Annotated in this window: 19 protein-coding genes; 12 read left to right on the top strand and 7 right to left on the bottom strand. The window is 68.7% G+C overall.

Translation table 11 applies throughout. The features are described from left to right. The 4 genes from EJ105_RS17805 to EJ105_RS17820 form a co-directional block, all read right to left on the bottom strand. Nucleotides 1-1,113: a tryptophan 7-halogenase gene (locus EJ105_RS17805; RefSeq protein ID WP_250167397.1), complete on the bottom strand. Its 1,113-nt coding sequence runs from the start codon at nt 1,111-1,113 to the stop codon at nt 1-3. Continuing rightward, nucleotides 1,110-3,230 carry a LodA/GoxA family CTQ-dependent oxidase gene (locus EJ105_RS17810; RefSeq protein ID WP_250167398.1) on the bottom strand — a complete coding sequence of 707 codons (2,121 nt, stop codon included), beginning with the start codon at nt 3,228-3,230 and terminating at the stop codon, nt 1,110-1,112. The genes EJ105_RS17805 and EJ105_RS17810 overlap by 4 nt, the downstream gene beginning before the upstream one ends. 104 nt (nt 3,231-3,334) lie before the next feature. Further along, on the bottom strand, nt 3,335-4,564 hold the full coding sequence (locus EJ105_RS17815) for an argininosuccinate synthase (protein ID WP_029555810.1): 1,230 nt from the start codon (nt 4,562-4,564) through the stop codon (nt 3,335-3,337). 109 nt (nt 4,565-4,673) lie between these two features. Continuing rightward, nucleotides 4,674-5,423 (bottom strand): phosphatase PAP2 family protein, encoded by a 750-nt coding sequence (locus EJ105_RS17820; RefSeq protein ID WP_250167399.1) that lies wholly within the window; start codon nt 5,421-5,423, stop codon nt 4,674-4,676. A gap of 110 nt (nt 5,424-5,533) precedes the next feature. On the opposite strand from EJ105_RS17820, the gene EJ105_RS17825 reads away from it, so the two are divergent. From EJ105_RS17825 to EJ105_RS17845, 5 genes are all read left to right on the top strand, one after another. Then, entirely contained in the window at nt 5,534-6,148 is a 615-nt protein-coding gene (locus tag EJ105_RS17825) for a 2-hydroxychromene-2-carboxylate isomerase (protein ID WP_250167400.1), read from the top strand. Nucleotides 6,149-6,425: 277 nt separating this feature from the next. Then, the gene (locus EJ105_RS17830) at nt 6,426-7,556 is read left to right on the top strand and encodes a glycosyltransferase family 4 protein (RefSeq protein WP_250167401.1); all 1,131 of its coding nucleotides are present in this window, start codon (nt 6,426-6,428) and stop codon (nt 7,554-7,556) included. A gap of 137 nt (nt 7,557-7,693) precedes the next feature. After that, nucleotides 7,694-8,392: an orotate phosphoribosyltransferase gene (locus EJ105_RS17835; RefSeq protein WP_024280914.1), complete on the top strand. Its 699-nt coding sequence runs from the start codon at nt 7,694-7,696 to the stop codon at nt 8,390-8,392. An 8-nt stretch (nt 8,393-8,400) separates the two neighbouring features. Next, nucleotides 8,401-9,471: a quinone-dependent dihydroorotate dehydrogenase gene (locus EJ105_RS17840; protein ID WP_250167402.1), complete on the top strand. Its 1,071-nt coding sequence runs from the start codon at nt 8,401-8,403 to the stop codon at nt 9,469-9,471. A gap of 80 nt (nt 9,472-9,551) precedes the next feature. Beyond that, complete coding sequence (locus EJ105_RS17845) at nt 9,552-10,583, top strand: proline iminopeptidase-family hydrolase (RefSeq protein ID WP_250167403.1); 1,032 nt, start codon at nt 9,552-9,554, stop codon at nt 10,581-10,583. A gap of 18 nt (nt 10,584-10,601) precedes the next feature. Here EJ105_RS17845 and mscL read toward each other — a convergent pair whose 3' ends face one another. Continuing rightward, on the bottom strand, nt 10,602-11,066 hold the full coding sequence (gene mscL / locus EJ105_RS17850) for a large conductance mechanosensitive channel protein MscL (RefSeq protein WP_250167473.1): 465 nt from the start codon (nt 11,064-11,066) through the stop codon (nt 10,602-10,604). Nucleotides 11,067-11,367: 301 nt separating this feature from the next. Between mscL and fabA the strand changes: the two genes are divergently transcribed. The 6 genes from fabA (at nt 11,368) to EJ105_RS17880 (ending at nt 16,805) form a co-directional block, all read left to right on the top strand. Then, nucleotides 11,368-11,910, top strand: coding sequence for a 3-hydroxyacyl-[acyl-carrier-protein] dehydratase FabA (gene fabA / locus EJ105_RS17855; RefSeq protein ID WP_024280910.1), 543 nt, complete (start codon nt 11,368-11,370; stop codon nt 11,908-11,910). Between the two features lie 55 nt (nt 11,911-11,965). Then, entirely contained in the window at nt 11,966-13,183 is a 1,218-nt protein-coding gene (fabB, locus tag EJ105_RS17860) for a beta-ketoacyl-ACP synthase I (protein WP_250167404.1), read from the top strand. Between the two features lie 169 nt (nt 13,184-13,352). Continuing rightward, the gene (gene fabI / locus EJ105_RS17865; protein ID WP_250167405.1) at nt 13,353-14,201 is read left to right on the top strand and encodes an enoyl-ACP reductase FabI; all 849 of its coding nucleotides are present in this window, start codon (nt 13,353-13,355) and stop codon (nt 14,199-14,201) included. Between the two features lie 11 nt (nt 14,202-14,212). Continuing rightward, complete coding sequence (locus tag EJ105_RS17870) at nt 14,213-14,851, top strand: thioredoxin domain-containing protein (protein ID WP_250167406.1); 639 nt, start codon at nt 14,213-14,215, stop codon at nt 14,849-14,851. Between the two features lie 148 nt (nt 14,852-14,999). Further along, entirely contained in the window at nt 15,000-15,764 is a 765-nt protein-coding gene (locus EJ105_RS17875; RefSeq protein ID WP_250167407.1) for a bestrophin-like domain, read from the top strand. 150 nt (nt 15,765-15,914) lie between these two features. Continuing rightward, complete coding sequence (locus EJ105_RS17880) at nt 15,915-16,805, top strand: cation diffusion facilitator family transporter (protein ID WP_250167408.1); 891 nt, start codon at nt 15,915-15,917, stop codon at nt 16,803-16,805. Nucleotides 16,806-16,811: 6 nt separating this feature from the next. On the opposite strand, the gene mog is transcribed toward EJ105_RS17880, so the two are convergent. After that, entirely contained in the window at nt 16,812-17,357 is a 546-nt protein-coding gene (mog, locus tag EJ105_RS17885) for a molybdopterin adenylyltransferase (protein WP_250167409.1), read from the bottom strand. Nucleotides 17,358-17,673: 316 nt separating this feature from the next. Between mog and EJ105_RS17890 the strand changes: the two genes are divergently transcribed. Continuing rightward, the gene (locus EJ105_RS17890) at nt 17,674-18,585 is read left to right on the top strand and encodes a substrate-binding domain-containing protein (protein ID WP_250167410.1); all 912 of its coding nucleotides are present in this window, start codon (nt 17,674-17,676) and stop codon (nt 18,583-18,585) included. A 93-nt stretch (nt 18,586-18,678) separates the two neighbouring features. Here the strand turns inward: EJ105_RS17890 and EJ105_RS17895 are convergent, their stop codons facing one another. Beyond that, nucleotides 18,679-20,385: an AAA family ATPase gene (locus EJ105_RS17895; RefSeq protein WP_250167411.1), complete on the bottom strand. Its 1,707-nt coding sequence runs from the start codon at nt 20,383-20,385 to the stop codon at nt 18,679-18,681. Between the last annotated feature and the right edge of the window lie 41 nt (nt 20,386-20,426).

A 20,426-nucleotide genomic window follows, 5' to 3' on the forward strand; every position in this document is an offset into this window, starting at 1 on the left:
CTATGCGGCGGCCTGGACCTGCCTTCGGCGCCAGAAGGGGGCGTCGGGCCAGCGCGCCTCTGATGCATAGAAGGCCGCGCGCAGCCGCACGCCGGCGGTGAAGCGGGCGAACACTCGGTCCTGATAGGCGTTGAAAGCGCCTGCACCCCCCGCTTGCGCTCCGGCGATGGCGTCGGCGGCGGCGATGCCGTCTTCCAGCGCGCGGGTGAGGCCCTGCGACAGCAGGGGATCGAGGCAGGCCGCGGCATCGCCCACGGCAAGCCACCCGGGTCCGGCGACGGCGCTGAGGATGGCGGTGGGCGCGATGGCGATGCGCGGCGGCGCCTCTGCGTCCAGCGGGCGGCCGCGCGCGATCTGGGTGCCGATGAGGCGGGTTTCGGCCAGGGCGGCGCGGAAGGCGGCGGCATCGGCGAAGCGGGCGCCGGCATCGGGATCGGTGGCGAAGCCCACCACCACGCGCCCGCCGGGAATGCGGCTCGCATACCACCAGCCCTCCGGCACGGCTTCAAGGAAGGTGCGGGCGGGCAGGGCTTCCGGCTCGGCGAGGGCGAGGAGGCTCCAGTGGAAGGCGATGGCATCCACGGGATTGCGCGCCACCTTGAGGCTGCGGAGCGCCGCCGCGCGGACGCCACTCGCGTCCACCACCAGCCCGGCCGTGACCTCGAACGGCCCGTTCGCGCCTTCGAAGCGGAGGCGGTGGCCGCTCCCCTTCGCCGACATCATCCGCAGGCGCCCCGCATGGAGCGGCACGCCCGCCGCCAGCGCCTGCGCCCTCAGATCGGCGTCGAAGCCGGCGCGGTCGAGATGCCAGCCGCCGCCGAAGGGATTGGCGAAGCCGTCATTGTGGTGGGGCTCGGCCTTCCCCCACACGGCGGTCGATCCCAGCGAGGGCAGGTGGCCGCGCGCGGTGAAGCGGTCCGTGAGGCCGAGGCGGGAGAGCAGCGGCATCGCGGCGCCGGGAATGGTCTCGCCGATGCGGGGGGCATCCCCCGTGCCGGCTTCGAACAGCATGACATCCCCGATGCCGTGCCGCGCCAGCGCGATGGCCGTGGCGCAGCCGGCCGGGCCCGCACCGATGATAGCGATGCCCACCTCCTCCGTCGAAGCGCTCACGGCGCCGGAGGGGTGTTGAAGGTGGGCCAGGGGGCGACCATCTGGCTGGTGTCATTCTCGAAGAAGCAGGCGACTTCGAGGAACGGGTCTTCCGGCGCGGCGGGGCGGGCGTCCGGGTTGATCCGGCTCGCCTGCACCACGAAGCCCACCTTGTGCCAGTTGACGAGGAAGTCCGACCCCTTCTGGAAGCGCCCGGCATTGGCGGGATAGATGGTGGTCGTCCCCGCCCCGCGCACGGCGAAGAGCTGGCGCCCCGGCACCCAGCCCGTGGCGGGATCGAAGCGCGCCAGCGCCTGCGGATAGACCGCCACCGGCCGCTCGGCGGGCCAGGACCAATAGAGCGTCTGGTCGTTGCCGGGGTTCGGATCGCGCAGGTGGGAGGCGCAATGGTTGAAGTCCGAGTGCCAGGGGACAGCCATGAACTTGGTCATGTCGCCCGGCTCCAGCGGCCGGTCCCGCAGGGGGATGTAGCCCACCGACAGGAAGGGCGCGTCGGCGCGGGCCTTCGAATAGTCGAGCACGGCGGCGTTGACGCGGAAGGCGCCGCCGGGGCCGTTCGCCCAATCCTTCACATAGAGATTGGGGTCGCGCACGGGGTAGGAGACCTCGATGCCGGGGCTGAAGCGCCCGCCGAGGCAATTGGCGAGCGCCACCCGGTCCAGTTCCTCGCCCGCCCCGAGCTTCAGGCGGCGGCCGGGCGTGAACACGCCTTTGTGCCACTGGCGCAGCAGATGGTACTGGGTGGGCGTCAGCGTCAGGAATGGCCGGTTGGTATCGCCCAGCGCCAGCGGCATCACGGGCGCGCCCAGGACGAGGCTCGCCGGGTCCGAAGGGTTGCGGATGGTTCGGCTGAAGTCGGGAATTTTCTCGGTCGGGCTGTCGGCGGGGGTGATGGCGCCGATGCGGTTGTGGGCGGCGATGGCGGGCGCCGGCAGGTTGGTGTTCCAGCGCTGCTGCATGATGGCGCGGAACAGGGGCGCGGCATCGTCGGAGAAGGCGGCGGAGAAGCCGTCGTTGAAGGCGCCATCGGCGTAAAGCGCCGGCTCCAGCGCGAGCGCGCGCACGAAGGTGTCGTAGACCTCGTCCCAGGCGGTGACGACGTTGCGGGTCTGCGGCGCGAAGCCGGGATCGCCGCAGGTCGCCCAGGCGCCGGCCGCATCCTGCGATGTGCCATCCTCGAAGACGATCCGGGCCGAGACCGGGCCGTCGCTCATGTCGTCGAACCAGTCGGTATTTTCCGCGCCCCATTGATCGCTGACGGAGGGGGCGCTGCCATCGCTCGTGATGCCTTCCGCTGCGCCGAAGCCGGCGGCGAAGATGAGCCGGCCGGTGCCCGCCTCGGTCCTCACGTCGCCGAGCCGGGTCACCGGATCCGCCGGGGTGTGCAGCCGGAAATGGTCCTGCGGGAAGCTCACCGGATAGGCGGGCAGGGGACGCACCGGTGCTCCGCCGCCGCCTGCCTCGGCAAGGCAGCTCGCGGGTGTGGCGCGATCGAACGCCAGGACGCGCCCCTGATCCGTGCGGGCCGAGAGGGCGCGCGGGCCGGGATCGATGACGAGGCGCCTGAGGCGGTCCGGGCTGTCGAGCGGGCCGTCCTGCGGGCGGCGGATGGGCATCAGCTTGCCGTCGGCGAACCCCGGCAGCGCGGGGAAATGCCCGATGGGGTTCATCATGCCGAAGGTGTTCAGCTTCTTGTTGGCGACGTGCACCTGCCACACGATGTCCACCACCCGCTTGCCGCCGATGACCGTGCCCAGCGTGATCTCGGTGCTCTCGCCGGTGGGCCAGCCGGTGCGGGTGTAGGCATAGATGCGGAAGCGCACGGCCTGCCGCTTGAGCCGTCCCTGTCCGTCGCGAAAGCCGTCCGCGGTGAGGGGCTGGCCGGTCGCGGCATCGAGGGGCAGGCCGCCCCACAGGCCTTCGCCGGAAGGCGGCAGTTCGCCGGCCGCCGTCTCGGGGGCGAGGTAATAGTCCGGGCTGTTGCCGATGCGGGCGACGCCGATGGCGGGATGAATGCGCAGCACCGGGGCGGGGGCATCATCGGCCGCCGCGAGGCCGGAGGTGGCCGCGAGCAAAGTGGAGCCCGCAGCGCCTTTCAGAAGGTCCCGACGATCCATGAATCCGCCCCCTATCCGGGACGGAGTTTGTCCAAGCCGATGCCGGGGGCAAGCGCAAAAAGGCGCCTGTCCCCGGCGGTCGCGATCCTATTCGGAGATCTTGCTCACTCGGAGATCTTGCGGGCGCGGCTGCCCAGCGTGCGCAGGCGCAGCGCGTTGAGCTTGATGAAGCCGGCGGCGTCGCGGTGGTCGTAGGCGACGGCGCCTTCCTCGAACGTGACCAGCTCCTGGTTGTAGAGCGAGTAGGGGCTCTTGCGGCCGATGACGGTGGCGTTGCCCTTGTAGAGCTTCACCGTCACCTCGCCGGTCACATAGGCCTGCGAGTAATCGATGGCGGCCTGCAGCATCTCGCGCTCGGGCGAGAACCAGAAGCCGTTGTAGATCAGCTCCGCATAGCGGGGCATCAGCTCGTCCTTCAGGTGCGCCGCGCCGCGGTCCAGCGTGATGCTCTCGATGCCGCGGTGGGCCGCCAGCAGGATGGTGCCGCCGGGGGTCTCGTAGATGCCGCGGCTCTTCATGCCGACGAAGCGGTTCTCCACGAGGTCGAGGCGGCCGATGCCGTTGGCCTTGCCCAGCTCGTTGAGCTTGGTCAGCAGGCTCGCGGGGGAGAGCGCCTCGCCGTTGATGGCCACCGCGTCGCCCTTGTCGAAGGCGATGGTGATGATGGTCGCCTCGTCGGGAGCTTCCTCTGGCGAGATGGTGCGCTGGTAGACATATTCCGGCGCGTCGTCGGCCGGGTCTTCCAGCACCTTGCCCTCGGAGGAGGAGTGCAGGAGGTTCGCGTCCACCGAGAAGGGTGCCTCGCCGCGCTTGTCCTTGGCGATGGGGATCTGGTGCGCCTCGGCGAACTCCAGCAGGCGGGTGCGGGAGGTCAGGTCCCACTCGCGCCAGGGGGCGATGACGGTGATATCAGGCTCGAGGGCGTAATAGCCCAGCTCGAAGCGCACCTGATCGTTGCCCTTGCCGGTGGCGCCGTGGGCGACCGCATCGGCGCCCATCTTGCGGGCGATCTCGATCTGCTTCTTGGCGATCAGCGGGCGGGCGATGGAGGTGCCGAGCAGGTACAGGCCCTCATACACCGCATTGGCGCGGAACATGGGGAACACGTAGTCCCGCACGAACTCCTCGCGCACGTCCTCGATGAAGATGTTCTCAGGCTTGATGCCGAGAAGCTCCGCCTTCTTGCGCGCCGGCTCCAGCTCCTCGCCCTGGCCGAGGTCGGCGGTGAAGGTGATCACCTCGCAATTGTAGGTGGTCTGGAGCCACTTCAGGATGACCGAGGTGTCGAGCCCGCCGGAATAGGCCAGCACCACCTTCTTCACGTCACGCGCCATCACGTCTCTCGGATGTTCGGGGAAAATCGGCGCGGACTATAGGCGCGCGCGGCGGCGTGGCAAGCCGTCTCGGTCAAGGATGGAGTCCGGCGGCGGGTCAGGCGGCTTGTCAGGCCTTGCCGAGAAGCCGGCGCAGGTTCGCCTGGAGAGCGAGGCCGGCATTGCCGATGGCGTCTTCCACGGAGGCATCGGTGGGGCTGCGCGACCGGTCGTAGAGCCACAGTCGCATCAGCACGATCAGCAGGATGACCAGCACGCCGGAAAACACCACATCGGTGAAGAAGTGCCCGCCGAAGGCGATGCGCAACCCGCCGGCCAGCGCGCCGAACGAGACCGCCGCCACCATCGCCACCGCCCCCGCCGGGCCGGACACGAGGCTCGCCGGAGCCACCAGCCAGAAGCCCAGCGAGCCCTCGCCCGAAACGAAGGAGCAGTTGCTGGGGCAGGTGCCATCGGTGGCATACCAGGGGCGGAAGGTGTCCTTGCCGCCGAAGGAGTCCACATGCACCGGCCGCGGCCGGCCCCAATGCTCCTTGAGGATGCCGTTGACGAGGAGGCCCGGCCCCAGCGCCATGGTGACGGCGAGCAGCACCGCCGCCCGCGCCGGCATGAACATTTTACCCCGGGGGAAAATGAATTTGAGGATGATGGCGGCGAAGGCCGGGCCGGCGAAGACCCAGGGCAGCCAGTTGGCGAGGGTGCGGATATTGGCCGCCCAGCCGAGACCGGCGACGCCGAAAGTGCGCCGGCTGGCGTTCCAGAACAGGCTGGAGATGGCCATGTCCCATTCGGGGAACACCGTGAACAGGATCGCCACCGCGGCCCCGATCACCAGCGCGAAGAACAGCACCCACTTCACCGTGTCGCCAGCTCCGATCCGGAATTGATCCAGCCGATTGATTCAGACCCTTGCATGCGGAGCTTCCCCCGCCGCACTCTTCCGCCGCGATGTACAGGCCGGAGACGCCCATGGCCAGCGGCAGCCTCGATTTCTATTACGAGTTCGCCTCGCCCTATTCCTATCTCGCCGCCTGCCGCATCGCCGCTTTGGCCGAGCTTGCGGACGTGCGGGTGCACTGGAAGCCGTTCCTGCTCGGCCCCATCTTCGCCGCGCAGGGCTATGCAAGCTCGCCGTTCAACGTCTATCCCCTGAAGGGTGCGCATATGTGGCGGGATCTCGACCGCCTCGCCGCCGCCCAGCGCCTGCCGCCCATCACCAAGCCGGCCACCTTTCCGGCCAACGGCCTTCTGGCGGCGCGGGTGGCGATGCACCTCAACGATGCGTGCCGCCCCTCCTTCACCCGCGCCTTGTTCTCCGCCGAATTCGCGCAGGGGCGCGACATTTCGGACCGGGAGACCATCCGTCAGGTGCTCGCCGGCCTCGGCCACTTCTGGGACGAGGTGATCGCCGACGCCGAATCCGAGGTGAACAAGGCGCGTCTGCGCGCGCAGACCGAGGAGGCGCAGGCCCGCGGCGTGTTCGGCGCGCCCACCTTCTTCACCACCGACGGCGAGCTGTTCTGGGGCAACGACCGGCTGGAAATGGCGCTGGAGCACGCCCGAAGCCTCGCCCGGAAGGGGTGAGGGACGACCGTTTCCCCCGGCGGCGATCTGCGGGAGCCGCATCCCAAGCCGCATCCCAGAAGAATGCGGTCCAGCACCGTTGCCCCTTTTCGGCCCGGAGTTGGCGGTACGGCGTTCATCCTTGATGAGCATGCCGTGCGTCAGCACCAAAGGGGGATCGGTGGACGTTGTATTTCTGGACGGCGGTCTGAATGCCGTTGGCGGGCACAGCTACAGCCTGGTCAGGACGGTGGGGGCCGCGGTCGCGGCGCGGGGCCATCGCGTGCGGATCTTCGGCATGCGCAGCATGAATCGGGAGATGGCGGACGAGCTGGGTGCCATCCCCCATTTCAGCGCATCGCTCTATGACAGCGTCCAGCCGACGCGGTGGGAACTGGCCAGGCACCGCCTCGGGGGCGCCGTGCGTCTGCGACATGCCCGCTCGCACCTTCTGCGGGAGCGGCTCAGTGCGGAACGGCTCAACTCCGGCTTTCGCGCCGATCTGGAGGCCTTGCCCGCCGGTGTGCTGGCGCGGGGATCGCTCGTAATCTTCCCTAACGTCATGCAGAACCAGATCATGGGTGTCGTCCAGGCGCTGAGCGCGCTGCCGGAGGCCGGACGGCCCCGCGTCGTCTGCCAGCTGATGTTCGCGCCCGACTGGCTGCCCTGGCGACGGTCCGGCCAGCTGGGACCGGGCATCTACAGGCAGGCGTTCGCGCTGGCGCGGCCGCTGCTGGGCCGCAGCCTCGTGTTCGGCACCGAAAATGCGGCCATCGCCGATCTCTACCGGGAGGGCTACGGCATCGATCCCATCCGCCTTCCGGTTCCGTTCGGCAATGTGGAGCGGGCGCGGCCGTTGCCGGAGCGGCCGGTGTTCGGCTTCTTCGGCGTTTCCAAGAACGACAAGGGGTTTCATCTCCTGCCCGAGGCCATCTGCCTGTGCCGGGAGCAGGGCCTCGCCGCGGATTTCGTGGTCCAGGTGCAGCAGTGCGGGCACGAGGCCGAGACGGCGGCGGCCGAGCGTGCGCTGCGTGCGCTCCCTTATGTGCGCGTCATCGACGGGGTTCTGACGGACGAGGCCTTCGCCGCGGAATCCCGCAAGGTGGATGCCATGCTGCTGCCCTATGACCCCGAGGTGTTCGGCATGCGCGGCTCGGGCATCTTCACCCAGTCCGCCGCTGCCGGACGGCCGGTGGTGGCCGCCGCCGGGACGTTCGCCGGCTCATCGGTCGCCAGCGGCGCGGCCGAGGGGGAGGTCTTCGCCCCTTACGACGCCGCCACCTTCGCCGGTGCGATCCTGCGGCTGGCCGGCCGACTCAGGGACAGCCATGCGCGCGCCGCGCAGCTCGCCGGCCGGTTCGCGCAGGCGACCAGCGCGGAGGCCTATGTGGATGCCTTGCTGGCGCAGGCGGAGCCCCCGTCCGCCTGAGCCCGGCCGGGCCGGTGCTCCGGGGCGACCTGCGGCGCTTTTTCCCCTCGCGCGTCACCGGGCCTGTCGCAATGCCGGTCCGCTCTGATATATGCGCGTCACACACAAGCGACGAAACCGCGACGAAGGCTTCACTCATGGCGAATGTCACTGCTTTCCCGGACAAGGCTACCATCGCCGAGCAGACGGCGCGGATGCTGCTCGAGGTCGAGGCGGTGCGCTTTTCCTCCGGCGAGCCCTTCATCTTCACCTCGGGCTGGGCGAGCCCGGTCTATATCGACTGCCGGCGCCTCATCTCCTTCCCCCGCGTGCGCCAGACGCTGGTGGATTTCGGCATCTCCACCATCTACCGCGAGATCGGCTACGAGCAGTTCGACACGGTGGCGGGCGGCGAGACGGCGGGCATTCCTTTCGCCGCCTGGGTCGCCGACCGGATGATGCTGCCCATGCAGTATGTGCGCAAGAAGCCCAAGGGCTTCGGCCGCAACGCCCAGATCGAGGGCCACCTCGCCCCCGGCGAGCGGGTGCTCCTGGTCGAGGACCTGACCACCGACGGCAAGAGCAAGGTCAATTTCGTCAATGCCTTGCGTGAGGCCGGGGCGGAGTGCCAGCACTGCTTCGTGTTCTTCTATTACGACATCTTCTCCGAGGCCTCGGGCATCCTGGACAGCGCCGGCCTCAGCCTCCACCGCCTCGCCACCTGGTGGGACGTGCTGGCGCAGGTGAAGAAGATGAATCGCTTCGAATCGAAGCAGGTGGCCGAGATCGAATCGTTCCTCAACGATCCGCACAGCTGGTCCAAGGCCCACGGCGGCACCGCCACCACCGGCGAGTGACGCCCTTCATGGATCTCTACGCCCTTGTTCGGCCCTTCCTCGGGCTGGTGACCCCCGAGCGGGCGCACGGCTATGCCGTCCGCGCCTTGGCGCGGGGGCTGATGCCGAACCTCTCCGGCCATGACGACCCGGTGCTCGCGACCCGCGTGTGGGGCCTCGATTTCCCCAATCCCGTCGGCCTCGCAGCCGGCTTCGACAAGCATTGCGAGGTGGCGGACGGCCTGTTGAAGATGGGCTTCGGCTTCGCCGAGATGGGCACCGTCACGCCCCGCCCGCAGCCGGGCAACCCGCAGCCGCGCCTGTTCCGGCTGGAGGAGGACGAGGCGGTCATCAACCGCTTCGGCTTCAACAGCGAGGGCCTCGCCCCGTTCGTCTACCGGCTGGCCAAGCGCCGCTCGGCGGGCGGCAAGGGCATCCTCGGCGCCAATGTGGGGAAGAACAAGGAGAGCGAGGACACGCTGGAGGATTACGCCGCCGGCGTTTCCGCCACCTGCCGGCTCGCCGATTATATCGTGTGCAACATTTCCTCCCCCAACACGCCGGGCCTGCGCGCCCTGCAGGCGCGGGCGGAGATGGAGGCGCTGCTCGCCCATCTCGTCGGCGTGCGCAACGCCTCGGTGCCCGACCCGGCCGAACGCCCGCCGCTGCTGGTGAAGGTGGCGCCCGACCTCGACGACGCCGGCCTCGCCGACGTGGCCGAGGTGGCGCTGGAGACCGGGATCGACGGCATCATCATGGGTAACACCACCCTGTCGCGCCCGGCGAGCCTGCACAGCGCACACAAGGGCGAGGCCGGCGGCCTCTCCGGCAAGCCGCTCATGTCGCTCTCCACCGAGCGGCTCGGCGCGCTCTATCGCCTCGTGGGTGGCCGGCTGCCGCTGGTCGGCTCGGGCGGCATCAGCTCGGGCGCCGACGCCTATGCCAAGATCCGGGCGGGGGCGAGCCTCGTGCAGCTCTATTCCGCGCTGGTGTTCCACGGCCCCGGCCTCGTCGGCCGCATCAAGACCGACCTTGCCGCCCGCCTGAAGGCCGACGGCTTCGCCCATGTGGCGGACGCGGTGGGCGCGGACGTCCGCTGATCCCCCGGTGGCACGCCGCGCTTGACCGCGGCGGCTACTCTGTTACCCCTGATGCTCCTTCCTCCTGACGGTGGGGCATCATGGCCGGGCTGGATCGACGCGCCTTCCTCTCTCTTTTCGGCGCGGCGGCGCTTCTACCGACTGTACGGCCTGCCGTGGCGCGGCCGGCGGTGTTCCCCCCGGCGGACCGCGAGCTGATGGTCCCCGTTAAGGGCGGGCGCATCTATGTGCGCACCAACGGGGTGAGCGCGAACGGCAGACTGCCGGTGCTGCTCCTCCACGGCGGGCCGGGCGGGATGCATTCCACCTTCCACGACCCGCTGGAGCTGGCCGACGAGCGCATGGTGGTGCTCTATGACCAGCTCGACAGCGGCCGCTCCGACCATCCCGACGATCCCGCCAACTGGACCGTTCCCCGCTTCGCCGACGAGATCGACGCCGTCGCCGCCGCGCTCGGCCTCGCGCGCTTCCATGTGCTGGGGCACAGCTGGGGCGCCACCATCGCGCTGGAATGGGCGGCGCGGAAGCCCGCGACGCTGGCCGGGCTCGTGCTGGCCAGCCCCTTCATCTCCGGCAAAAGCTGGATCGCCGATGTGACTGCCCGCCGCGCGGCGCTGCCGGCGGACGTGCAGGCGGTGATCGACGCCTGCGAGGCCAAAGCCCCGCCGCCGCCCGCCACCTGCGATGCCGCCGCCGGCGCCTTCTACGCCGCCTTCAACCGGCGCGAGCCGCTGCCGGCCATGCGCAAGGCCTACGAGGCGGCGCAGAACCTGAAACTCAACGAAAGGTTGTATGTCGCCATGAACGGCGCCGGCGAGTTCACCCAGACCGGCACGCTGAAGGATTACGGTGGGGAACCCTTTCTGGCGCGGCTCGACGGGGCGCGCACCCTGTTCGTGATCGGCCAGTATGACGAGACGCGAATCTCCACCGTCGCGGCCTTTGCCGAGCAGGTGCCCGGCGGCGCCGAGTTCGCGGTGATCCCCGGCGCCGCCCACGGCATCTTCAACGACCGCCCCGAGGAGTCGGTGGCGGTGGTGCGCGGCTTCCTGCGCCGGCAGGATGCCTTGGCGCAGAAGGACATGCCGGTGGCGCAGGGCACCAAGCCCTGAGCCACACCTGTTCGGGCTTCACATCGTCGGCGGGGCGGGCGGCGCGGGCGTCACCGGCGGGCGGGCAGCGGGCCGCTCGGAGGCGAGGATGTCGCGAATCTCCATCAGCAGCGCCTCGGTCTTGGTCGGCGCGGCCGGCGGCTTGCCCGCCTCGGCCCGGCGCAAGGCGTTGATGCCGCGCACCACGAGGAAGAGCACACCCGCCACGATGATGAAATTGATGGCGATGGTGATGAATGAGCCATACGCTAATACCGCTCCCTGCTTCTTGGCGTCGGCGAGGTTCGCGGCGGTCACCGACTTCGAGAGCGGAATGAAATAGTTCGAGAAGTCGAGCCCGCCCGTGACCGCGCCGATGACCGGCATGAACACGTCGCCCACCAGCGAGGTGACGATATTGCCGAAGGCGGCACCGATGATGACACCTATCGCCAGGTCCACCACGTTGCCGCGGACCGCGAACTCCTTGAACTCCTTGAGAATCGGCATTGCGTGCTCCCGCCCGATGTCGCGACCGGGGCGCCGATGCGCCCCACTCCTTGGCGATACCATAGCCCAGTGCCCCAAGGGCAACGCCCGAGTTGCCGATCCGGTTCGCCCGGCGCGGCCGGATATCGCGCGCATCGTGCCACCCGTGACGCTTTCATGACTTTGAGCGCGCCCCTGCCTATGTTAGGGAGTGCCCGCCACCGATGGCGGGGGCGGCCCTTGCGGGCTCATCAACAGCAACCCTCGGCTGCCCTTGCGGGCGGTGCAGAGGCGGCAAACGGCGACACTGGCAAGAATGGCGGACCGGCAGACCAGCTTCGATTATGAGGATCTCCTCGCGTGCGGACGTGGCGAGCTGTTCGGGGCCGGAAACGCGCAATTGCCGCTGCCGCCCATGCTGATGTTCGACCGGATCACGGAAATCTCGGAGACCGGCGGCGAATTCGGCAAGGGCATGGTGCGCGCCGAGCTGGACGTGAATCCGGACCTCTGGTTCTTCGCCTGCCACTTCAAGGGCGATCCCGTCATGCCCGGCTGCCTCGGCCTTGACGCCATGTGGCAGCTCGTGGGCTTCCATCTCGGCTGGCTCGGCTCGTCCGGCCGCGGCCGGGCGCTGGGCCTTGGCGAACTGAAATTCTCCGGCCAGGTTCTCCCGGGCGTGAAGAAGGTGGTCTACGGCATCGAGTTCAAGCGCGTCATGCGCTCCAAGCTGGTGCTCGGCATCGCCGACGGCTGGCTGGCGGCGGACGGCGAGGTGATCTACCGCGCCAAGGATCTGAAGGTGGGCCTGTTCCAGGCCGAGACGGCACCCCAGCCCGCAGGCGCCGCGAGCGCCTGACAAGGCCTCGCCACGATCTGCGGCGACACTGGGTGCACTCCAATGGGGATTTGACATGCGGCGCGTCGTCGTCACCGGGATGGGCATTGTCTCGTCCATCGGCAACAACACGCAGGAGGTTCTTGCCAGCCTGCGCGAAGCCAAGAGCGGTATTTCCTTCGCCGAGGACTATTCCCGGCTCGGATTCCGGTCCCAGGTGCACGGTGCGCCGACCCTGAATGCGGAAGAGGTCGTTGACCGCCGCGCCATGCGCTTCCACGGCGGCGGCACCGCGTGGAACCACGTGGCCATGGAACAGGCCATCCGCGATTCGGGCCTTGAGCCGAACGAGGTGTCCAACATCCGCACCGGCCTCGTGATGGGCTCGGGCGGCTCCTCCACCAAGACCATCGTCGACTCGGCCGACATCACCCGCGAGAAGGGGCCGAAGCGCGTCGGCCCGTTCGCGGTGCCCAAGGCCATGGGCTCCACCGCCTCGGCGACGCTCTCCACCTGGTTCAAGATCAAGGGCCTGAGCTATTCCATCTCGGCCGCCTGCGCGACCACCAACATCTGCATCGGCAATGCCTACGAGCTGATCCAGTATGGCAAGCAGGACATCATCTTCGCCGGCGGCTGCGAGGACCTGCACTGGACGCTTTCCGTGCTGTTCGACGGCATGGGCGCCATGTCGTCCAACTTCAACGACCGCCCGGCGGTGGCCTCCCGCGCCTATGACAAGAACCGGGACGGCTTCGTCATCTCCGGCGGCGCCGGCGTCCTCGTGCTGGAAGAGTTGGAGCACGCCAAGGCCCGCGGCGCGCGCATCTATGGCGAAATCGCCGGCTATGGCGCCACCTCCGACGGCGTGGACATGGTGGCCCCCTCGGGCGAGGGCGCCGAGCGCGCCATGAAGCTCGCCATCTCCGGCATCAAGGCGCCCATCGACTACATCAATCCCCACGCCACCTCGACGCCCATCGGCGATCTCAAGGAGATCGAGGCGATCCGCGCGGTGTTCGGCGACAAGTGCCCGCCCATCTCGGCCACCAAGTCGCTCACCGGCCACTCGCAGGGCGCCACCGGCGTGCACGAGGCGATCTACTCCATCCTCATGATGCAGAACGGCTTCATCGCCGAGAGCGCCAACATCGAGGAAATCGACCCGGCCTTCGCCGACATGCCCATCGTGCGCAAGCGGGTGGACAACGTGAAGCTCGGCCATGTGCTGTCCAACGGCTTCGGCTTCGGCGGCACCAATGCCAGCCTCGTCATCAAGCACGTGGATGCCTGACGCAGGTGGACGCCTGAGGCAGGTGGACGCCTGAAACTGCTGGACGCCTGCTGCTCCGATAGGGCGGCGTTCAGGATTGGTCATCAATGGTGAGCCGGCGCTGGCCGAAACGCGATGGCGTGGCCGGGCGCCGTCTGCTATCGGCGTCTCAGGCGCAAGAGGGTAGGTTATGCAGGACCTGATGAAGGGCAAGCGCGGCCTGGTGATGGGTGTCGCCAACGATCATTCCATCGCCTGGGGCATTGCCAAGGCGCTGGCGAGTCAGGGCGCGGAACTCGCCTTCACCTACCAGGGCGAGCAGGTGGCCAAGCGCGTGAAGCCGCTGGCGCAGAGCGTTGGCTCCTCCCTCCTGCTGCCGTGCGACGTGGAAGACCTCGCCAGCGTGGACGCGGTGTTCGCCGCGCTGAAGGAGAGCTGGGGCAAGATCGACTTCCTGGTCCACGCCGTCGCCTTCTCCGACAAGTCCGAGCTGAAGGGTCGCTACGCCGACACCAGCCGGGAGAACTTCTCCCGCACCATGGTGATCTCCTGCTTCTCCTTCACCGAGATCGCCAAGCGCGCCGCGGCGCTGATGCCGGATGGCGGCTCGCTGATCACCCTCACCTATGGCGGCTCCACCCGCGTCATGCCCAACTACAACGTGATGGGCGTGGCCAAGGCGGCGCTGGAGGCCTCCGTGCGCTATCTGGCGGCGGATTTCGGCCCGGTGGGCATCCGCGTCAACGCCATCTCCGCCGGCCCGGTGCGCACGCTGGCGGGCGCCGGCATCGCCGATGCGCGGGTGATGTTCAACTACCAGAAGCGCCACGCCCCCCTGCGCCGCACGGTCAGCATCGAGGAGGTGGGCGGCTCGGCCCTCTATCTCCTCTCCGACCTTTCGGCCGGCGTGACCGGCGAGGTGCATTTCGTCGATTCCGGCTACAACATCATCTCCATGCCGCACCCCGACGTGCTGAAGGCGCAGGAGGATGCCGAGGCCCAGGCCGCCGCCGAAGTGCCCACCAAGGCGGCCGAATAGGGCCGGCGGGCATGGGCGCCCGGGCCAAGCAGCTTTGCCGTCCGTTGACCCGCCGGGGGCTTCTTGCCGTCGGTGCGGGCCTTCTTGCCGCAGCGGCATCCCCCGCCCTCGCCGATCCCGTCACGCCCGACGCGCGCAAGCTGCTCGACGCCATGCCCGGCAAGGCCGTGCTGGGGGCGCAGAAGACCAGGCCCCTCGTTACCGAGCTGGTGGATTTCAACGCCCCCGACTGGCGCCGTTCCGCCCTCGACATGCGCGAGCTTCTCGCCGGCGACGCCAAGCTCGCCTATGCCATCGTGCAGACGCCGCGGGTGGACGTGGGCTCCATCGAGGCGGCGCGGGTGGCTCTGGCCGTGCTCGCCATGCAGCCGGCCAAGTTCGGCGACTTCTACCTCGCGCTCGCCGCCACCACCGGCGATATCGACGGGGTGAAGGCGCTCAACGTGGTGCGTGCCGAGGGGCTGGACCACTACAAGGTGTTCCGCGCCGCCAATCAGCCGGACATTACGGACATCCTCACCCAGGGGGTGGCGCTCGCCGCCGCGCTCCGGGTGCTCGATCCGCCCGCCTACGTGATCGGCGCGGACGTGGTTGCCGGCTATGCCGACCTTGCCCGCAAGCGGGCGCTGATCGCAGCCGCCTCCCGCTGATCGCCGCCCGATTTCGCCAGGGTCGGCCGCCCGCGCACGATTTTCTCCCTTTACGCTACACAGCCGGCATCGTATCGGGCGATACGTTCGGTTGCCTGCGCCGATAATCAAGCAAGACTCAGACGGGAGTGCAGGCCGGGGGGAAGCCATGGAGGCTTGGCACGTCGCGTTACTGGTCTTCCTGGCGCTCGAGGGCGGCGCGCTGTTCGGCATGGGCTCGCAGCGCTGGCTGAAGGCCCATCACCTCTCCAAGGAGACGCAGGAGGCGGTGAAGCTGGGGGTCGGCATGGTCGCGGCCATGGCGTCGCTGATCCTCGGCCTGATGACCGCCTCGGTGAAGGGCAATTTCGACACCACCGGCAAGGACGTCCAGCAATATGCGACGTTCCTCACCATTCTCGACGCCACGCTTCAACATTACGGGCCGGCGGCCAAGCCGGCGCGCGAGGCCCTGCGCGCCTACACGGTCCACGCCATGAACGAGACCTGGCCCGACGCCAACAACGCGCCCGTGCTGGTCGCCTCCTTCAAGTCGGAGCAGATGCTGGAGCGCGTCGGCCACGAGATCCGCACCCTCGAGCCCTCCGGTGCCGAGCAGGCCGATCTCAAGGCGGAGGCGCTCGACCGGTTCAAAACACTGAACGCGCTGCGCTGGACGCTGATCGCCGAGGCCGTCACCGAGATCCCGCCGGTGTTCATCGTCGTGCTGATCATCTGGCTGACACTGATCTTCGCCAGCTTCGGGCTGTTCTCGCCGGTGAACCTCGTCTCGCTCATCGTCTTTCCCCTGTGCGCGCTGTCGCTGGCCGGGGCCATCTTCCTGATCCTGGAGATGAGCTCCCCGTTCGACGGCGTCATCATGGTGGGGCCGGAAGCCATCCAGCGCTCGCTCGAGCACATGAAGCTGCCCTGAGGGGCGGTGTAAGGCGGGTGTAACCTCCAGCTTGTCCGGGAGTGCGACCCCGGCGCGGTTGCGCCGGGGCGCGGGGTTCGGTACGTCCTGCCGACCGCGCGGGACGGACCCGCGGCGCCGCCCCCGACGGCGTGCAGAATGGAGGCCGACATGAGCCGCAAGGTGCTCTGGATTGCGGCGGCGAGCGTGCTGGTCGGCGCCGTCGTCCTCGGCCTGAAGACGCTGGCATGGTGGGTCACCGGCTCGGTGGCGCTGCTGTCCGACGCGCTGGAAAGCATCATCAACGTCGCCGCCTCGGCCGCGGCGCTGTTCGCCATCACCGTGTCCGCGCGCCCCGCCGACGACAACCACCAGTTCGGCCACCACAAGGCGGAATATCTCTCGGCGGTGCTGGAAGGCGTGCTTGTGGTGGTGGCGGCCGTCACCATCATGCGCGAGGCCTATTACGGCTTCCTCGACCCGCACCTGCCCGACCAGCCCTTCACCGGCATGCTCATCAACGGCGCGGCGACGCTCATCAACGCCGTCTGGTGCGTGGTGCTGCTGCGGGTGGGCAAGGCCATGCGCTCGCCGGCCCTCGTCGCCGACGGCCGGCACGTGCTGACAGATGTGGTCACCTCCGTCGGCGTGCTGATCGGCTTCGTGCTGGTGCCCGTCACCGGCTGGCCGGTGCTCGATCCGCTCATCGCCGGCCTCGTGGCGCTCAACGTGCTGTGGACCGGCTGGAGCCTGATGAGGGAATCCGTGGGCGGGCTGATGGACGCTGCGCCGCCGCCGGACGTGGTGGCGCGCATCCGCGAGCTGGTTTCGCTCCATGCGGCCGGCGCCATCGAGGCGCACGACCTGCGCACCCGCCATGCCGGGCGCATCACCTTCGTGGAATTCCACCTGGTGGTGCCCGGCGACATGACGGTGGCCGCCGCCCACGACATCTGCGACCGCATCGAGAACGCCTTCGAGCGCGACATGGACGATGCGATCATCACCATCCATGTGGAGCCGGAGGGCGAGGCCAAGCACCGCGGCGTGGTGGTCGTCTAAGTCCTGTCACGCACCCTTGGGCCGGAACGCGGCGCAGACGGTCGGATCGGTCTCGATGCGCCCGGCGCCGATGAGGTCCAGGCAATAGGGGATGGCCGGGAACACCGCCGCGAGGCACACGGCGATGGACGCAGGCTTGCCTGGCAGGTTCACGATCAGCGTCTTGCCGCGCACCCCCGCCTCCTGCCGCGACAGGATGGCCGTGGGCACCTCGTTGAGGCTGATGCGCCGCATCTGCTCGCCGAAGCCCGCCAGCGGCTTCTCGATCACTGCCGCCATGGCCTCCGGCGTCAGGTCGCGCGGGGAGGGGCCGGTGCCGCCGGTGGTGCAGATGAGGTCCATGCGCTCGTCGTCCGCGAGGGCGATGAGGGTGTCGCGCACGCTCTCGAACCCGTCCGGGATGATCCGGTAGTCGGCGACCCAGGGGCTGGTGATGGCATGGCGCAGCCAGGCCTCGATGGCCGGACCGCTCAGATCCTCATAGGTGCCGGAACTGGCGCGGTCCGAGATGGTGACGATGCCGATGCGGGCAGGGGACGCGGCAGGGGTCATGGGGAAAATCCGGCTGGAAAGCGTTCCGCCTGTGCTGGCGTGCCCGGCAGTCTAAAGCAAGCGCCGCACCAGCGGTGCCCCGTCGCAGGGCACAATTTGGGCTTGCGACACGGCCGCCAGAGCACGCGCCGATCTGATTGCATCGCAATCAGATCGGATCACGCGTTCTCTTTCCTCGCGTGAGAGGGCGATTCACCGATCAAGTTGATTCAACTTGATCGGATCGCGCTCTAAGCCGTATTCATGTGAACATAAGAGAAAAGTGTCGTTTCCTCCGGCGCGCCCTGCGTGGTGGAGGCCAATCGGGCCGGGCCGGATGTCGGAATATCTCACCACCCGCGAGCTCGCGGCGCTGCTGAGGGTGCGCGAGCGCAAGGTCTACGACCTCGTCGCCACCGGCAGCCTTCCGGTGCGGCGGGTGACGGGCAAGCTGCTGTTCCCTCGGCAGGAAATCCAGGACTGGATCGCCGGTTCTGCCGATCCCGCCCCGGTCCACGCCGCCGCGCCGGATGGCGCCCACCATTCAGCGCCTTCGGACCATCACGCCCCGCCGGCGGTGATGACCGGGGGCCACGATCCGCTGCTGGAATGGGCGCTGCGCGAATCGCGCTCCGGCATCGCCTGCCTCATGGACGGCGCGCTCGACGGTCTCGACCGGGCGGACCGGGGCGAGTGCATCGCCGTGGGCCTGCATGTGCCGGAGGGCGACGACTGGAACGCGGGTGTCGTGGAGGAGCGCTTTGGCCGCGCGCCGTGGGTGCTGGTGGAATGGGCGCGGCGGGTGCGTGGGCTGATCTGCCGGCCGGGCCTTCCCCGTCCGCCCACCTGCCTCGCCGACGTGAAGGGCCTCAAATTCCAGACGCGCCAGAAGGAGGCGGCCAGCGAGCTGGTGCTGGATCGCCTGCTCGCGGCGGAAGGGATGGGCCGCGACGCCCTCACCTGCGCCGGCACGGCAGAGCGCTCGGAGACCGACCTCGCCCTCGCGGTGGCCACCGGGCGGGCGGATGTGGGCCTCGGCATCGCTGCTGCCGCGCGCCTGCACAATCTCGATTTCGTGCCGCTGGTGGAGGAGCGCTTCGACCTCATGGTCTGGCGCCGGGCCTATTTCGAGCCGTCGTTCCAGAAGCTCGTCGCCTTCTGCCGCGACCCTGCCTTCGAGGCGCGGGCGGCGGAACTGGGCGGCTATGACGTCTCCGGCTTCGGGACGGTTCATTTCAACGGGGCGTGACGCCCTTTCGTTATTTCAACAGACAAAAAAGACCCGCCCGAGGGACCGGGCGGGTAAGTCAAGGGCAATGGGGGTGCCCTATCCGGCCGCCGCTCAGGCGAGCGGCGGCACGTCCAGCGCGCGGAAGATGGCGCAGCGGCGGAAGGCGTCGATGGAGGGCGGCACGCCCTTCTGCGAGCAGTATTTCGCCACCAGCTTGGCGAGGCCCTTGATGTCGCGGCCGGAGGTCTCCGGGAACATCTCCACCAGCGTGTCGATGAGCTCGTTGGAGAGGATGAGGCCGAACTGGTCGCACATCACCCGCCAGATCTTGCGCCGGTCATCCGGGCCGGGAGAGTGATATTTGATGAGGGCGATGCAGCGCGAGACGATGGCCTCGTCGATGTCGTCCACCCTATTGGTGGTGAGGAACAAGAGGCCGTTGAAGTATTCGAGCACGCGCAGGAATACGCCCACCACCGCATTCATGGTGAGGTTGTCCTGCCGGCGCTTGATGTAGACGTCCGCCTCGTCGATCAGCATCACCGCGCCCCAGCGCTGGGCGCGGGTCAACGCATCCTTCAAGGCCTGCTCCATGTGCGCCACATCGAGGCCGAGCTGGCCGGAATGCACGCGGTAGAGCGGGCGCTGGATGATCTCGGAATAGACCTCGGCGGTGAGCGTCTTGCCGACGCCGGGCGGGCCGGCGCAGAGCACGGTGGTGCCGCCGGACTTGCCCGCCACCACGTCGTCCATCAGCGTGTTCATCTCGGCGGTGAGGATGTCGATGAGGTCGGTCTGCTCCGGCGGCAGCACCAGCTTCTGCTTCAGTTCCGGGTGGTATTCGTAGGGCCTTATGTCGTCCACATGCACCCACACATGGTGGTGCAGCTCCAGATGGAACATCAGGATCAAGGGATGGACCGGCATGTCGGTGAAGGCGCCCTTGGGGATGCTGTCCTTCGCCGCGCGCAGCGCCTCGTCCACGGCCATGTGGAAGAGGTTCTGCTTGTCCGCCTTCTTCACGATCTTGTCGAGGAAGAAGCCGGACGTCTCCGTGCCCAGCGTGCGCTCGCCGAGGAGTTCCTCGTCGTTCACCAGCCGCGCCTCGCTGCCGGAGGAGGAGAGCACCACGGTCGCCTTGCGCGCCCAGTCGGTGTCGCGCCGGTTGGCGGTGGGGTCCTCGGCGAAGAGGCCCGTGCCGCGCCCGGAGAACTGTTCGCCATAGCGGCCGCGCCATTCGAAATAGCGCACCATCTGGTCGTCGAAGGAGGCGAGCAGGCCGGCATCCTCCATCAGCCATCCCTTGGCGGCGAGCGTGCCGGGGATGGTGAGGCCGCGCAGGTCCTTGGAGCGGATCAGCAGATTCTCCACATGGGTCTTGCCGCGATTGTTGGCCTTCAGCTCCACGATCAGCCGCCCCGCCTCCTCCTCGCCGGGGGGCGTGTAGTCGAGGCGGGTGATGAGATAGGGCTCGGGCTTGCCCGAGGGGTTCATGCGGAACAGCCAGCCGCGAATGCAGTGCTTGACGAAGTAAAGCGCGATCGCCCCCGCCAGATCCTCCAGCTCGTCCGGGCCGAAGCGCTTGCCGTCGTCCCGGAACACGCCGACGAGGTTGGCGAGCTGCTCCTCCTGTCCGCGAATGGTGGTGCCGCCCGTTTTCAGCACCAGCTCGTGCAGGTGGGCCAGCTCATCGGGCTTCAGCGCATCGAGGCCCAGCTCCATGCGGCTCGACAGGCGCGGCTGGGCGAGGAGGTGCGCCTGGTCCGGGAAGGCGTCCACCAGGCTTTCGACCACCAGGCGTTCGACGATGAGTTTCATGGGGCAGCCTCATGTCTCGAACGATGTCGGGGCTTCGACAT

This window comes from Xanthobacter aminoxidans (assembly GCF_023571765.1).
Taxonomy (GTDB): domain Bacteria; phylum Pseudomonadota; class Alphaproteobacteria; order Rhizobiales; family Xanthobacteraceae; genus Xanthobacter; species Xanthobacter aminoxidans.

Excerpts from the sequence above, each read along its gene's own strand:
- EJ105_RS17810 (WP_250167398.1), bottom strand. The coding sequence starts at position 3,230 with ATGGATCGTCGGGACCTTCTGAAAGGCGCTGCGGGCTCCACTTTGCTC.
- EJ105_RS17815 (WP_029555810.1), bottom strand. The coding sequence starts at position 4,564 with ATGGCGCGTGACGTGAAGAAGGTGGTGCTGGCCTATTCCGGCGGGCTC.
- EJ105_RS17825 (WP_250167400.1), top strand. The coding sequence starts at position 5,534 with ATGGCCAGCGGCAGCCTCGATTTCTATTACGAGTTCGCCTCGCCCTAT.
- EJ105_RS17830 (WP_250167401.1), top strand. The coding sequence starts at position 6,426 with ATGCGCAGCATGAATCGGGAGATGGCGGACGAGCTGGGTGCCATCCCC.
- EJ105_RS17835 (WP_024280914.1), top strand. The coding sequence starts at position 7,694 with ATGGCGAATGTCACTGCTTTCCCGGACAAGGCTACCATCGCCGAGCAG.
- EJ105_RS17840 (WP_250167402.1), top strand. The coding sequence starts at position 8,401 with ATGGATCTCTACGCCCTTGTTCGGCCCTTCCTCGGGCTGGTGACCCCC.
- EJ105_RS17845 (WP_250167403.1), top strand. The coding sequence starts at position 9,552 with ATGGCCGGGCTGGATCGACGCGCCTTCCTCTCTCTTTTCGGCGCGGCG.
- fabA (WP_024280910.1), top strand. The coding sequence starts at position 11,368 with ATGGCGGACCGGCAGACCAGCTTCGATTATGAGGATCTCCTCGCGTGC.
- fabB (WP_250167404.1), top strand. The coding sequence starts at position 11,966 with ATGCGGCGCGTCGTCGTCACCGGGATGGGCATTGTCTCGTCCATCGGC.
- fabI (WP_250167405.1), top strand. The coding sequence starts at position 13,353 with ATGCAGGACCTGATGAAGGGCAAGCGCGGCCTGGTGATGGGTGTCGCC.
- EJ105_RS17870 (WP_250167406.1), top strand. The coding sequence starts at position 14,213 with ATGGGCGCCCGGGCCAAGCAGCTTTGCCGTCCGTTGACCCGCCGGGGG.
- EJ105_RS17875 (WP_250167407.1), top strand. The coding sequence starts at position 15,000 with ATGGAGGCTTGGCACGTCGCGTTACTGGTCTTCCTGGCGCTCGAGGGC.
- EJ105_RS17880 (WP_250167408.1), top strand. The coding sequence starts at position 15,915 with ATGAGCCGCAAGGTGCTCTGGATTGCGGCGGCGAGCGTGCTGGTCGGC.
- mog (WP_250167409.1), bottom strand. The coding sequence starts at position 17,357 with ATGACCCCTGCCGCGTCCCCTGCCCGCATCGGCATCGTCACCATCTCG.
- EJ105_RS17890 (WP_250167410.1), top strand. The coding sequence starts at position 17,674 with ATGTCGGAATATCTCACCACCCGCGAGCTCGCGGCGCTGCTGAGGGTG.
- EJ105_RS17895 (WP_250167411.1), bottom strand. The coding sequence starts at position 20,385 with ATGAAACTCATCGTCGAACGCCTGGTGGTCGAAAGCCTGGTGGACGCC.